11 protein-coding genes are annotated in these 12,951 nt (G+C 70.8%); 5 read left to right on the forward strand and 6 right to left on the reverse strand.

Annotation, left to right across the window (positions count from 1 at the left end; all coding sequences use genetic code 11):
* The first annotated feature begins 52 nt into the window (after positions 1 to 52).
* Positions 53 to 1,057, forward strand: coding sequence for a helix-turn-helix domain-containing protein (locus QNA09_RS12870; RefSeq protein ID WP_010594417.1), 1,005 nt, complete (start codon positions 53 to 55; stop codon positions 1,055 to 1,057).
* Here the strand turns inward: QNA09_RS12870 and QNA09_RS12875 are convergent.
* Positions 1,023 to 1,691, reverse strand: coding sequence for a TetR/AcrR family transcriptional regulator (locus tag QNA09_RS12875; RefSeq protein ID WP_010594416.1), 669 nt, complete (start codon positions 1,689 to 1,691; stop codon positions 1,023 to 1,025). The two genes, QNA09_RS12870 and QNA09_RS12875, sit on opposite strands and share 35 nt — an antisense overlap.
* Positions 1,692 to 1,780: 89 nt before the next feature.
* Between QNA09_RS12875 and treZ the strand changes: the two genes are divergently transcribed.
* A complete protein-coding gene (gene treZ / locus QNA09_RS12880) occupies positions 1,781 to 3,526 on the forward strand; it encodes a malto-oligosyltrehalose trehalohydrolase (RefSeq protein WP_048771003.1) in 1,746 nt (581 codons plus the stop codon).
* 4 nt (positions 3,527 to 3,530) lie between these two features.
* On the opposite strand, the gene QNA09_RS12885 is transcribed toward treZ, so the two are convergent.
* Entirely contained in the window at positions 3,531 to 5,054 is a 1,524-nt protein-coding gene (locus QNA09_RS12885; RefSeq protein ID WP_048771001.1) for an MFS transporter, read from the reverse strand.
* Positions 5,055 to 5,149: 95 nt separating this feature from the next.
* Here QNA09_RS12885 and QNA09_RS12890 point away from each other — a divergent pair, with 95 nt between their 5' ends.
* A complete protein-coding gene (locus QNA09_RS12890) occupies positions 5,150 to 5,686 on the forward strand; it encodes a TetR/AcrR family transcriptional regulator (protein ID WP_010594413.1) in 537 nt (178 codons plus the stop codon).
* An 80-nt stretch (positions 5,687 to 5,766) separates the two neighbouring features.
* A complete protein-coding gene (locus QNA09_RS12895) occupies positions 5,767 to 6,030 on the forward strand; it encodes a hypothetical protein (protein WP_010594412.1) in 264 nt (87 codons plus the stop codon).
* A 57-nt stretch (positions 6,031 to 6,087) separates the two neighbouring features.
* On the opposite strand, the gene ilvA is transcribed toward QNA09_RS12895, so the two are convergent.
* Complete coding sequence (gene ilvA / locus QNA09_RS12900) at positions 6,088 to 7,410, reverse strand: threonine ammonia-lyase IlvA (RefSeq protein WP_010594411.1); 1,323 nt, start codon at positions 7,408 to 7,410, stop codon at positions 6,088 to 6,090.
* A 115-nt stretch (positions 7,411 to 7,525) separates the two neighbouring features.
* Positions 7,526 to 7,960: a nitroreductase family deazaflavin-dependent oxidoreductase gene (locus QNA09_RS12905; RefSeq protein ID WP_010594410.1), complete on the reverse strand. Its 435-nt coding sequence runs from the start codon at positions 7,958 to 7,960 to the stop codon at positions 7,526 to 7,528.
* A 159-nt stretch (positions 7,961 to 8,119) separates the two neighbouring features.
* Between QNA09_RS12905 and QNA09_RS12910 the strand changes: the two genes are divergently transcribed.
* Positions 8,120 to 8,344: a hypothetical protein gene (locus QNA09_RS12910; RefSeq protein WP_010594409.1), complete on the forward strand. Its 225-nt coding sequence runs from the start codon at positions 8,120 to 8,122 to the stop codon at positions 8,342 to 8,344.
* A 22-nt stretch (positions 8,345 to 8,366) separates the two neighbouring features.
* Here QNA09_RS12910 and dnaE read toward each other — a convergent pair whose 3' ends face one another.
* Together dnaE and rarD are read right to left on the reverse strand one after the other, a co-directional pair.
* Complete coding sequence (gene dnaE, locus QNA09_RS12915; protein ID WP_010594408.1) at positions 8,367 to 11,903, reverse strand: DNA polymerase III subunit alpha; 3,537 nt, start codon at positions 11,901 to 11,903, stop codon at positions 8,367 to 8,369.
* A 101-nt stretch (positions 11,904 to 12,004) separates the two neighbouring features.
* A complete protein-coding gene (rarD, locus tag QNA09_RS12920; protein ID WP_119699844.1) occupies positions 12,005 to 12,928 on the reverse strand; it encodes an EamA family transporter RarD in 924 nt (307 codons plus the stop codon).
* Positions 12,929 to 12,951 lie beyond the last annotated feature (23 nt).

Raw genomic sequence — 12,951 nt, forward strand, 5'->3', positions numbered from 1 at the left:
CGATCCGCGCAGAGCACTGTCCGGCGCGCGCACGGCCGACGAGGAGGTCCCGGTGGCAGCGGAGTACGAGGTGCGGTTCACGACGACGGGCCGGGTGCCGGAGCGCGACCGCGCCGAGTTCTGGACCGACCACGTGCGGTTCAACCACGGCACCCTGGACTATTCGTTCCCCGATCGGGACGAGCGTGCCCCGGCCGGCTTCGTCGGGGCCACACACGTGCAGCGCTGCGGCGGTCACCAGCTCGTCGAGTTCTGGTCCGATCGCATCACCTACGCGCGGACCGCCCGGCACGTCCGCGGGGACGACGACCGGAGCATGCGCTTGTTCGTGCCGAAGTCCGGTGCGCTCACCGTCGCCCACGGCGGGCACGCACTGCCGGTGCCCGTCGGGCGCGCGGCCCTGGTGTCGATGGCCCGCCCGTTCGAGCTCGTCCATGGCGCCCACGCCCGGGCGTGGGTGCTCACCGTCCCCGAGGGCTGCCTGCCCGATCGGGCCGTCGCCGACGGCCCGAGTGTGCTCGACCTGCGCCGCGGCGTCGGGGCGGTGGCGGGGACCATGACGCGGACGCTGGCCCGCGAACGCACGTCGCTGTCCGGCCCCGCCTTCGTCGCGATCAGCGCACGGGTGATCGAGCTCGTGTCCCTCGTCCTGGCCGATACCCACGGCCCCCTCCGTCCCGGTGGCCTGCAGGCGGTGGCCGAGGCGGCCCGGGCCTACGTCGACGAACGTTCGGACGACCCGGATCTGACCCCGGCGTCGATGGCCCGCGAGCTGGGCTGGTCGCTGCGCCAACTGCAGCTCGCGTTGCGGACGGCCGGCACCACGCCCGCGGAACTGCTCCGCGCCCGGCGGCTGGACCGCGCCCGCAGCCGCCTCGAGGATCCGCGCTGGAACGCGGTGTCCGTGGGGGGTATCGCCTTCGCGTCCGGCTTCGGTTCGCTCAGTGCGTTCGGCACGGCGTTCCGGGCCCGTTTCGGGACCACCCCGAGGGCGGTGCGGGCGGCCGGGCCCGCGGCCGCGCTCAGCGCAGGAGCGTCGCCCGCAGGGTCGCCGTGAGCCACGCCCGGTATTCGTCCACGTCCCAGCCGCAGTCGCGGCGCAGCAGGGCATGCACCTGCGGAGAACCCAGCGTGTAGAACACGTGCGCCGCGTGCTCCACGCTCACGTCGTCGCGCAGCAATCCGTGCCGGTGCAGCCCGTCCGCGATGGTGCGCGCGTTGTCCGCGGTCGCGCGCGCGTCCTCGTCGGCGAACCGGCGCATGTCCGGGTCCGCACCCGAGGACTCGACCGAGGTCATCAGCAGACCGCCGGCCCGCTCGAGCAGGTCGGCGCCGTAGCGGACGACCTGCTCGACGATGCGTTCGGCGTCCGAGCCCGCGGTTCCGGTCGCGACCCGTCCCGGACGTGGCCCCCGGCCCGGCGCGGGCTCGTCGCCGACGGCAACCGCGGACCCGCCCGCGACCGCGGCGTCGAGCGCCTCCCGGAACAGTTCGGACTTGCCGCCGGGGAACGCCGTGAAGACCGTGCGCACCGCCACCCCGGCAGCCTCGGCGATCTGCCTGACCGTGGTGCTGACGTACCCGCGGTCGACGAAGAGCCGGGCGGCGGCGTCGACGATCGTCGCTCGCGTCCGGCGCGCAGCCTCCTCACGCAGCGGTGAACTGTAGGCCCTCTTGGCATGCTGGGACATCGAACTCAGCTTATCAGCATCGGTTGCATCGGAACTGCAGCCGATTCCGGAGGTCTGCAGCGGCAGCGGCGAGCGGGCATGCTGATCGGGTGCACACCTTCGAGGTCTGGGCTCCGACCCCGCAATCCGTCCGGCTCCACGTCGACGGCACCGTTCACTCCATGCGCCGGGAGGACCAGGGGTGGTGGCGCACCGAGGTCGACGCCTCCCCCGGTGCCCGTTACGGCTTCCTCCTCGACGAGGACGAGACCGTGCTGCCCGACCCGCGCTCCCCGCGGCAACCGGACGGGGTGCACGGGCTGTCCCAGCTGCACACGCTCGACGAGCGCGCCTGGACCGACACGTCGTGGACCGGCCGGCAACTCGCCGGCGGGGTGGTGTACGAGTTGCACGTGGGCACCTTCACCGAGGAGGGCACCTTCGACGCGGCCGTCGCCCGGCTCGACGACCTCGTCGACCTCGGTGTCGACCTGGTCGAACTCATGCCGGTCAACGCCTTCAACGGCACCCGCGGGTGGGGTTACGACGGTGTGCTCTGGTACGCGGTGCACGAGCCCTACGGCGGTCCGGACGGCCTGCAGCGCTTCGTCGACGCCGCCCACGCCCGCGGCCTCGGGGTGATCCTGGACGTGGTGTACAACCATCTCGGACCGTCCGGCAACTACCTGGACCGCTACGGGCCGTACCTGTCCGGTGGGCAGGGCACCTGGGGTGCGTCGGTCAACCTCGACGGTCCGGACTCCGGCGAGGTGCGCCGCTACATCCTCGACAACGCCCTGCGCTGGATGCGGGAGTTCCACATCGACGGGCTGCGCCTGGACGCGGTGCACGCTCTCGTCGACCACACCGCCGTGCATCTGCTCGAGGAGCTGGCCGTCGCGACGTACCGGATGTCGGCGCATCTGGGCCGTCCGCTCAGCCTGATCGCGGAGAGCGATCTGAACGATCCGAAGATGATCTCGCCCCGCGCAGCCGGCGGTTACGGCCTGCAGGCGCAGTGGGACGACGACATCCACCACGCCGTGCACGCCGCCGTCTCCGGGGAGCGGCAGGGCTACTACGGCGATTTCGGTTCGCTCGACTGCCTCGCCCGCACCCTGCGGCACGGGTTCTTCCACGCCGGCACCTATTCGAGCTTCCGCGGGCGCACCCACGGGCGGCCGCTCGACACCGGGCGCGTCCCGGCGAGCTCCCTGCTGGCCTACACGTGCACCCACGACCAGGTCGGCAACCGGGCGGTCGGCGACCGGCCCGGCCACTACCTCGACTCCGGTCAGCTCGCCGTCAAGGCCGCGCTGGTGCTGACCTCCCCGTTCACCCCCATGCTGTTCATGGGCGAGGAGTGGGACGCGAGCTCACCGTTCCAGTACTTCACCTCCCACCCGGAACCCGAGTTGGCCCGGGCCACCGCCGAAGGACGTCGGCGCGAGTTCTCCGAGCACGGATGGGACGCCCAGGACGTCCCCGACCCGCAGGATCCGGAGACGTTCCGGCGGTCGACGCTGAACTGGGCCGAACGGACCGAACCCGCCCACGCACGGGTGCTCGACTGCTACCGGCAGCTCCTGGCGTTGCGCCGCGAACGCGCCGAGCTGACCGATCCGTGGCTCGAGCACCTGCACGTCGACTACGACGAGGACGAGCGCTGGATCGTGCTGCACCGCGGCAGCCTGCGCGTGGCGTGCAACCTCGGACCCGACCCGGTCACCGTGCCCTTCGGCGGGGCTCCCCTCGTGTGGTGGGAGCCGGTGGTGGTCAACCGGACCGCCTCCGCGACCCTCGTCCCGGGGCATTCGTTCGTCGTTCTCGACGCCGCCGCTGCACCTCGGACCTGACGGGTCATCGCGGGCTCAGCATCCGCAGGGTGAGCACGGCAGTGGCCGCCAGAATCGCCGCCGTGGCGGCCGCGGCACCGTGGGTGCCGGCGACGAACGCGGAGCGCGCCGACTCGAGGAGGATCTCCGCCTCGGCCGCCGGCAGGCGGCCGGCCGCGGCGACGGCGCCGCCGAGGGTATCGAACTCGTGGTCCCCACCCGGGACGCCGAGCCGGGACCGGTAGACGGCGGTGACGACGCTGCCGAGGACCGCGACACCGAGGGCGACACCGAGCTCGTAGGCCGTCTCCGACACCGCGGACGCGGCGCCGGCCCGGTCGGCCGGGGCGGCCCCGACCACCAGGTCGGTGGTGAGGGTCAGCGCGATGCCGACGCCCACGCCGATGAGGACGAAACCGGCGACGAACACGCCGGCTCCGTGCGCGGTGTCCAGCGCCAGGAGCACGGCGGCGCCCACGGCTGCGACGGCCAGGGCACCCGACAGGACGGTTCCCACCGGCAGGCGCCGCACGAGCCAGGCCGCGCCGAGTGCGGACAGGGCGCTGGTCGCGGTGCCGGGGAGCATCAGCAGACCCGCCTCCAGCGGTCCGACTCCGAGGACCAGCTGCAGGTACTGGGAACCGAAGAACAACACCCCGGCGAGGGCGAAGATCGACAGCAGATTGGTCGCGACGGCGGCCGAGAACTCGCGGTGCCGGAACAGCGTGAGGTCGAGCAGCGGATCCGCCGCGCTCCGCTGGCGACGAACGAACGCGACGGCGGCCGTCAGACCACCCCCCAGCGCGACCAGCGCCGCGACGCGGGGGCCGTGCAGCGCGGTCTCCTTGACCGCGTAGACGATCGGTACCACGGCCAGCAGGGACAGGGCGGCTCCCGGCAGGTCGAAGCGGCCCGGGTGCGGATCCCGCGATTCCGGGACGAGGAACGGCGCGGCGACCACGAGGACCGCCATGATCGGAAGGTTGATCAGGAACACCGACCCCCACCAGAAGTGCTCGAGCAGCCAGCCGCCGACGAGCGGGCCGGCGGCGGCCCCGCCGCCGGCCATCGCGCCCCACACGCCGATGGCGACGGTCCGCTCCCGCGGATCGGTGAACATGTGCCGGATGAGTCCCAGGGTGGCGGGCATGAGGGTGGCGCCCGAGACACCCTGTAGTGCCCGCGCCACGATCAGCAGCTCGGGACTCGGCGCCCACGCCGCGAGCACCGACGCCGCGGCGAAGCCGACGGCACCGATCAGCAGGAGCCGGCGTCGGCCGACGCGGTCGCCGAGCACGCCCATCGTCACCAGCAGACCGGCCACGGCGAACGAATACACGTCGATGATCCACAGCAGCTGGACCCCACTCGGGGCCAGATCGGCGCTGAGGAAGGGCAGGGCGAGGTCGAGAACGGTTGCATCGACCGCGATCAGCAGCACGGCACCCGCGAGCACCACCAGGCCCGCCCAGGTGCGCACGCCGGCCTGCGCATGCCCGGTTCCCGCGTCCGCCGGGTGGACCGGCGGCATCTGCCCGGTGTTCGTCATCCTTCGTCCCTCCACACTGAACCGTCCAGCCGGTACACAAAGTACGGTAGCACCTACCGTCCGGACGGTACAGAAACGGACGGTAGGATCGGGCCATGGCCTCCGACACACGCGACCGGATCCTCGACGCCCTCGAACGCACCCTCGTCGACGTGGGGGTCGCCCAGGTGACGCTCGAGGGCGTCGCGGCCGCCGCAGGGGTATCGAAAGGCGGTCTGCTGTACCACTTCCCGACCAAGGAGGCGATGCTCGCCGCCATGGTGCGGCGCCTCGGCGAACGCGGCGACGCCCGACTCGCCGACGCCGTCGCGGGCGGCACCCCGGTCGCGGAGTGGTACCTTGCCGACCCGGACGAGACCGGCGACTCGGCGGAGATGGACCTGTTCCGGTCCACGGTGGCCGCCCTGCGCAGCGCCGACGGCCGGCACGACGACGTGCACCGGGCGGTCGTCGAGGTGCTGCGGTCGTGGGACGAGGGGCTGCGCGCGGAGATCGAAGACCCGGTCACCGCCGAGATCGTGCGCCTCGTCGGCGACGGCATCTACCTGGGCGCGATGCTCGGCCTGCCCAAGCCCGACCCGGAACTGCACAGGCGCGTCGTCGCCCGGCTCCTGGGGACGAAGAACCCTTGATTGTCGCCGACCGTCCCGAGTACGGTCAAGAGTAGTCGGGGAATCTTCCTGCACGCACACGCTTCTCGGGGTGTATTTCCATGAAACTCCGGACTGCCACCGTCGGCGCACTCCTCGCCGCCACCCTCACTCTCGCCCCGGCCGGAGTCGCGGCCGCGGCACCCGCCGACGCCCCGGCGCCGATCGGGATCACTTGGGAGCAGACCGATCACCGCAACGACTGGGATCGCCGCGACCACCGCGACCGCCGGGACCACGATCGCGGCTGGGAACGGAACCGGTGGGGTCCGCCGGCCCCGTGCTGGTGGTTCGGCCCCTGGCTGGTCTGCGCCCCCTGGCGCTGAGCGGCCGCCGCGGACCGCGGCGGGGGACGGCGCTCCCCCGCCGGGATCCCGTCCGGCTCAGGTGAGATAGCGGTAGGCCGGCGAGCCCGGCTCGAGCCGCTGCGCCTCGATCGGCGAGAGGTCCATCCGCGCCAGCAGTGACGCCAGACCGTCGGCCGTGCCGAGTTCGATGCCGACCAGCGCCGCACCGAACTCCCGGTTGTTGCGCTTGACGTACTCGAACAGGGTGATGTCGTCGTCGGGACCGAGCACCTCGTCGAGGAACCGTCGCAGCGCCCCGGGCTCCTGGGGGAAGTCCACCAGGAAGTAGTGCTTGAGACCGCGGTGCACCAGAGAACGCTCGATGACCTCCCCGTAGCGGGAGACGTCGTTGTTGCCCCCCGAGATCAGGCACACCACCGTCGCACCCGGCGCGACGGTCAGCCCCTCGAGCGCGGCGACGGACAGCGCCCCCGCCGGCTCGGCGATGATGCCCTCGTTCTGATACAGGTCGAGCATCGCCGTGCACACGGCGCCCTCGTCGACCTGGGTCATCCCGAACGGCCCGGTGCCCAGGCCGTCGTTGCGCAGCGCCGCGACCAGCGGCAGGTTCGCGTGGGAGACGATCTCGGGGCCGAGCCGGGAGACGACCGCGTACGGCACGTCGCCGACCCGTTTCACGGCGGCTCCGTCGACGAACGGATCCACTTCCGGCAGGGTCACCGGCCCGCCCGCGACGAGGGCAGCGGTCATCGACGCCGCCCCGGCCGGTTCCACCCCGACGATCGAGGTGTGCGGCGACTTCTCGTGCAGGTACGCCGCGATGCCGGCCAGGCAGCCACCGCCGCCGACCGGAACCAGCACCAGGTCCGGCGCCGCCGGCAGCTGATCGAGCATCTCCCGGGCGATGGTGCCCTGACCCGCCGCGGTGCGGGCGTCGTCGAACGGCGCGACCATCGTCGCGCCGGTCCGCGCGACGTCCTCCGCGGCCGCCGCGGCGGCCGCGTCGAAGGTGTCACCCGTCGGGATGAGTTCGACGAACGCCCCGCCGTGCGCGCGGATCCGGTCCCGCTTCTGCTTAGGGGTCCGGGTGGGCACGTAGATCCGGCCCCGGACCCCCATCGCCCGGCACGAGTAGGCCACGCCCTGTGCGTGATTGCCGGCGCTGGCCGTCACCACACCCGCCTCGCGTTCCGCCGGGGAGAGCTGCGCCATGACGTTGTAGGCGCCGCGCAGCTTGTACGAGCGCACGCGGGTGAGATCCTCGCGTTTGAGATAGACGTTCGCCCCGGTGAGGACGGAGAGCCGCTCGCTGTATTCGAGCGGTGTGGGGGCGACGACCGCGGAAATTCGCTCCGCCGCGGCCTCGATGTCGGCCACGCTCAGGGCGGGCAGGTGCATCGGATCAGCGGTTCGCGAAGTAGTGGTCACCTACCCATGCTGCCACTACCGACCCGGAACCCCCAATGCGGGTTTCGCCACTGCGTCCGCTGCCGCGGCCGCCGGACCCCGCGCGCTACCGGGGCTCGAGGACGAAGACCGGGATCTCCCGATCCGTCTTCTTCTGGTACTCGGCGTAGTCGGGGAACGCCTCGACCGCACGCCGCCACCACAGGTCCTTCTCCCTGCCGTGGACCTCGCGGGCGGTCATGTCCCGGACCGTCGGCCCGTCACGCAGTTCGACGTGCGGATCCGCCCGGACGTTGAAGTACCAGACCGGATGCGTCGGGGCACCACCGAGCGAGGCGACCACCGCGTACACCCCGTCGTGCTCGACCCGCATCAGCGGGGTCTTCCGGAGCTTGCCGCTCTTCGCTCCGCGGCTGGTCAGCACGACCACCGGCCGGCCGTTGAGGGTCGTGCCCTCGGTGCCGCCGGAACCCTCGTACAGCGCCACCTGATCGGCGGCCCACTGGGACGGACTCGGTTCGTATTCTCCGGTGAGAGGCATGGCTCCAGTCAACACCGGCGCGCACTCCGCCGCAGCGCACCGGGCGGATCCGTCCGCCCGGGTCCGACATCACCCCCGCGATCGGCAAAGTTCGGTGGCCCGAACACAAGTCTGCGAGTAGCCTGGTGAACGGATTCCCCGAGGCGCACGGAGGTCGAGATGACGACGGATTCGCCCGCTCGCGTCCGCCGCCGGCCCGCGTCCGTCGACGTGGCCGGAACCGCATGGCCGCTGTACAAGCTCGAGGCGCTCGTCGCGGCCGTCCTGGTGCTGCTGGCGCTGTTCGCGATCACCGCGGACGCGCAGACCGCCGTGCTCGCCGCCGCCGGCACCGCCACCGTCGTGTGGTGGGCTCGCCTGCTGCACTACCGCCGCGAGCCCTGACCGCCCCCGTCCCGGGAGCCGGTCACGTCGCCAGGCAGGCCGGCCCGAGCAGGGCTTTGAGATCCCCCATCAGCGCAGACGAGGGCTCCACCCGCAGGCTGTCGTCCACCTTCAGCACGGTCACCTTGCTGCCGGAGATCAACCGCACGTGCACATCCGAGGTACCCGGGTGGCGGGTGAGCACGCTCTTGAGCGCACCCACCTTGTCGGGGGTGCACAACCGGGTGGGCATCGACACCGACAGCGGCTTGGCCACCCCCACCTGAGACAGGTCGGGCACGGCAAGATCGTTGGCGATCAACGAGATCCGGTCGTCACGGACCGACACCCGGGCCTTGACCAGCACCACGGAGTCCTCGACGACGTCCATGCCGTACACGGAGTAGGACTGCGGGAAGAACAGCACCTCGATCCCGCCGGCGAGGTCCTCGAGCTGAGCCGACGCCCATGTCAGGCCGTTCTTGTTGATGCGGCGGTTCACCGAGGCCAGGATGCCGCCCACGGTGACCTGGGCGCCGTCCTTGATCGCGCCTTCGAGGATGGTCGGGATCGCGGTGTCGGCCTGCTGGGCGAGGACGTGCTCGACGCCGTTGAGCGGATGCCCGGACACGTACAGGCCCAGCATCTCCCGTTCGAGGGCGAGCTTGTGCTTGGTGTCCCATTCCTCCTCGGGGATCTTCACGTTGAACACCGAGGTCACCGACTCGTCGGCATCCGCGCCGCCGAACAGGTCGAACTGCCCGATCGCCTCGGCCTTCTTGGTGCCCATCACCGCGTCGATCGCGTCGGCGTGCACGAGCATCAGGCCCTTGCGGGGATGGCCGAGCGAGTCGAAGCCGCCGGCCTTGATCAGCGACTCGGTGACCTTCTTCGAGCACGCGAGAGCGTCGATCTTGTTGAGGTAGTCGGAGAAGTCGGTGAACCGGCCCTTCTCCTCCCGCGCGCGGATGATGGACGCGACGACGTTGGAGCCGACATTGCGGACCGCGCCGAGGCCGAATCGGATGTCCTCCCCCACCGACGCGAAGTCCACCCGCGACTCGTTGACGTCCGGCGGCAGCACCGTGATCCCCATCTTGCGGCAGTCGGACAGGTAGACCGCGGCCTTGTCCTTGTCGTCGCCGACCGACGTGAGCAGGCCCGCCATGTACTCGGCCGGGTAGTTGGCCTTGAGGTAGGCCGTCCAGAAGGAGACCAGGCCGTACCCGGCGGCATGCGACTTGTTGAACGCGTACCCGGCGAAGGGCAGGATCGTGTCCCACAGGGCCTTGATCGCCGGCTTGGAGAAACCGTTGGCGAGCATGCCCTCCTCGAAGCCCTCGAACTCGGCGGCGAGGACCTCGGCCTTCTTCTTGCCCATCGCGCGGCGCAGGATGTCGGCTCGTCCGAGCGAGTAACCGGCCACCTTCTGAGCGATCTGCATGATCTGCTCCTGGTAGACGATCAGACCGTAGGTGTCGGCGAGGATGTCCTTCAGCGGTTCCTCGAGCTCGGGGTGGATCGGCTTGACCTCTTGCCGGCCGTTCTTGCGGTCGGCGTAGTCGTTGTGGGCGTTCATGCCCATCGGTCCGGGCCGGTACAGCGCGAGCACGGCGACGATGTCCTCGAACCCGGTCGGCTGCATGCGGCGCAGCAGATCCCGCATCGCGCTGCCGTCGAGCTGGAACACGCCGAGGGTGTCGCCGCGGGCCAGTAGCTCGTACGTGGGCGGATCCTCGAGCGGCAGCGTGTCGAGGTCGAGGTCGATGCCGCGGTTGTTCTTGATGTTCTCGATCGCGTCGCCGATGACGGTGAGGTTGCGCAGACCGAGGAAGTCCATCTTCAGCAGGCCGATGGCCTCGCACGACGGGTAGTCCCAACCGGTGATGATCGCGCCGTCCTGCGCCCGCTTCCACAGCGGGATGGCATCCATCAGCGGTTCGGAGGACATGATCACCGCGCACGCGTGGACGCCCGCGTTGCGGATCAGGCCCTCGAGGCCGAGCGCGGTGTCGTAGATCTTCTTCACGTCCGGGTTGGATTCGATCAGCGCCCGGACCTCGGCGGCCTCCTTGTACCGCTCGTGGTTCGGATCGGTGATGCCCGAGACCGGGATGTCCTTGGCCATGATCGGCGGCGGCAGCGCCTTGGTGATCTGATCGGCGATGGCGAATCCGGGCTGGCCGAACTGCACGCGGGCCGAATCCTTGATCGCGGCCTTGGTCTTGATGGTGCCGAACGTGATCACCTGGGCCACGCGGTCGGCCCCCCACCGGTCGGTGGCGTAGCGCACCATCTCACCGCGGCGGCGATCGTCGAAGTCGATGTCGATGTCGGGCATGGACACGCGCTCGGGGTTGAGGAACCGCTCGAACAGCAGACCGTGCGGGATCGGGTCGATGTTCGTGATGCCCATCGCGTAGGCGACGAGGGAGCCCGCGGCCGAACCGCGGCCGGGGCCGACGCGGATGCCGACCTCGCGAGCGTGGCTGATCAGGTCACCGACGACGAGGAAGTAGGCGGGGAAGCCCATCTCGTTGATGACGCCGATCTCGTACTCGGCGCGGGTGAGGTACTCCTGCGGCACGCCGTCCGGGAATCGCCGGTCGAGCCCGCGCAGAACCTCCTCGCGCAGCCATGTCGCCTGCGTGTGCCCCTCGGGGACGGGGAAGATCGGCATCCGGTCCCGGTGGGTCCACACCTCCTTGTAGGGCTGGACCCGCTCGGCGATCAGGAGCGTGTTGTCGCACGCGCCCGGCACCTCGTCGTCCCACAGCGCCCGCATCTCCGCGGCGGACTTCAGGTAGTAGCCGTCACCGTCGAACTTGAAGCGGGTCGGATCCGAGAGCGTCTTGCCGGTCTGGATGCACAGCAGCGCCTCGTGGTTCTCGGCGGCGTCCTTGGTGACGTAGTGGCAGTCGTTGGTCGCCAGCGGCGGGATGTCGAGCTTGCGGCCGATGTCGAGCAGGCCCTCACGGACCCGACGCTCGATGGACAGGCCGTGGTCCATGAGTTCGAGGAAGAAGTTGTCCTTGCCCCAGATCTCCTGCCACTTCGCGGCCGCCTCGAGCGCTTCGCGCTCGTGGCCCAGACGCAGCCTGGTCTGGATCTCCCCGGACGGGCAACCGGTGGTGGCGATGATGCCCTCGGCGTGGTGGGCGATGAGATCCTCGTCCATGCGGGCCCACTTGCCGAGCTGCCCCTCGATCGACGCGAGCGACGACAGCTTGAACAGGTTGCGCAGCCCGGTGGCGTTCTCGGCGACCATCGTCATGTGCGTGTACGAGCCCGAGCCGGAGACGTCGTCGGATTTCTGGCTCGGGTCGCCCCACTGCACGCGCTTGGTGCTGAACCGCGACTCGGGCGCGATGTAGGCCTCGATGCCGATGATCGGCTTGATGCCCTGCTTCTCGGCGACGTTGTAGAACTCGCTGGCGCCGTACATGTTCCCGTGGTCGGTCATCCCGACCGCCGTCATCCCCAGCCGCTCGGCCTCCTTGAACAGGGGACCGACCTTCGCGGCTCCGTCGAGCATCGAATACTCGGTGTGGTTGTGCAGATGAACGAACGAGTCAGCCACGCGTGCCTCTCCCGGAAGGTCTGTGAGCATCCCGAGTGTAGGCCCCCGCGGCGACGGGATCGGACCGCCACACCGGCCCGGACGGCGTGTCGTGACCGGTGTTACTGCGGTGCACTCGAGGGGACCGGCTCGAGCGTCCCGCGAGCCCGGCGACCCCGGGCCACGGCGTCGGCGGTGAAGATCGCGAGCGCGATCCAGATCAGCCCGAACCCGATCCAGCGGGAGGCGGGCATGTCCTCGTGCAGGACCAGCACACCCCACGCCATCTGCAGGCTCGGCGTCAGGTACTGCAGCATGCCGAGGGTGACCAGGGGAACCCGCTGGGCGGCCGCACCGAACAGCAGCAGGGGCAGCGCCGTGACGAGCCCGGCCGACACGAGCAGCAGCGAGTGCCCGGCGCCGTGACCGAGGAACGTGCCGGTGCCGGTGACGGCGAGGAAGATCAGGTAGCCCGCCGCGAAGGGCACGGCGACGACGCCCTCCCCCGTCAGCGAGGTGCGCGGGTCGAGCGGCACGATCTTCTTGATCACCCCGTACAGGGCGAACGAGAACGCGAGGGTGAGCGCGATGATCGGCGGCCGCCCGTAGTCCACGGTGATCACCGCCACCGCGGCGGTCGCCACGAGCAGCGCCGCGATCTGCGCGCGGCGCAGCCGCTCCCGGAAGAACAGCACCCCGAACAGCACGCTGACCAGCGGGTTGACGAAGTAGCCCAGTGCGGTTTCGACCACCCGACCCGAGACCACGCCGTAGATGTAGGTGCCCCAGTTGACGGCGATGGCCGCGGAGGCCGCCGCGACCAGCGCCCACACCCGCACCTCCAGTCCCCGCAGCGAGCCGAGCCGGCCGAGGACGGCGAGCAGCAGCAGCATCGCCAGCAGCGTCCACAGCACCCGGTGGGCGAGGATCTCCACGGCTCCGGCGGGTTCGAGCAGGCCGAAGAACGCGGGGAACATCCCCCACGTCAGGTAGGCGCCGAGTCCGAACAGGATGCCGGTGTCGGGGCGGGATGCGGTGCTGCTCACCAGTCAACGGTAGGGCGGGCGGA

The sequence above is a fragment of the Rhodococcus sp. AH-ZY2 genome (assembly GCF_030916465.1).
GTDB lineage: Bacteria > Actinomycetota > Actinomycetes > Mycobacteriales > Mycobacteriaceae > Rhodococcus > Rhodococcus ruber.